Annotated in this window: 2 pseudogenes; both read left to right on the top strand. The window is 62.8% G+C overall.

Annotation, left to right across the window (positions count from 1 at the left end):
• Positions 1–198 (top strand): annotated as a pseudogene (locus TR36_RS16175) (sulfurtransferase); the annotation flags it as partial.
• A 28-nt stretch (positions 199–226) separates the two neighbouring features.
• Positions 227–502, top strand: a pseudogene (locus tag TR36_RS14170) (YeeE/YedE family protein); the annotation flags it as partial.
• Between the last annotated feature and the right edge of the window lie 223 nt (positions 503–725).

Genomic DNA, 725 nt, shown 5'->3' with positions numbered 1-725 from the left:
TTGGGCGCCGAGGCAGAGGTCGTGTCCTTCTGCAATACCGGGCATTGGGCAGCCACCGAATGGTTTGCGCTGTCGGAACTGGCAGGGATGCCCAATGTAAAGCTCTATCCTGAATCCATCGTCGGATACTCTCAGTCAGGTGGAGAGATGGAAAATACGCCGAACCTGTTCCAGAACCTGCTGCGTCAGGTGCGGGGGCGACTGATGCTGCGCACCAACGCGTGCCTTGGGGCGGGGCGGCCTGATCGCCGCAGCTTTGGCAATCGTTGCGATCGTAGCCCTGTTTGTCGGCGCGCGCTACGGGCTGCTGCTGGCCATCGGGCTGGGGTTCGGCGTGGCGCTGGAGGGATTGCGCTTTGGCTTTGCCGGCCCGTGGCGTGCGATGATCCTGCGCCGTGATCCTGCGGGTATTCTGGCACAGCTTCTGGCTATCGGGTTGGTGGCTATCGTCGCCTTTCCCCTGCTGGCCACACATGGCGCAGAACTTTCGGGGGCAGCCGCCATTGCATGCCGCGCGTGGCATCCCGTTCGGGCGCGGGTGCGCTGAACTCTGCGGGCAGATCGGTGCTGGGGGCCGTATATTCCGCCAGGCCACAGCCAGCCAGCACGGCCGCAATTGCGAACAGGGCAGTCCCGTTGCGGGCAATTCGAAGGGCGGTAGAGGGCTTCTCGCTCATGAGTATCTCGTTTTTGACGGAGATCGGTATCCGTGCACATATGTTCCA

The organism is Falsirhodobacter sp. alg1, assembly GCF_000739715.2.
Taxonomy (GTDB): domain Bacteria; phylum Pseudomonadota; class Alphaproteobacteria; order Rhodobacterales; family Rhodobacteraceae; genus Falsirhodobacter.
The sequence above is the reverse complement of the archived record's forward strand: the minus strand, read 5'-3'. Positions and strand labels throughout refer to the sequence as shown.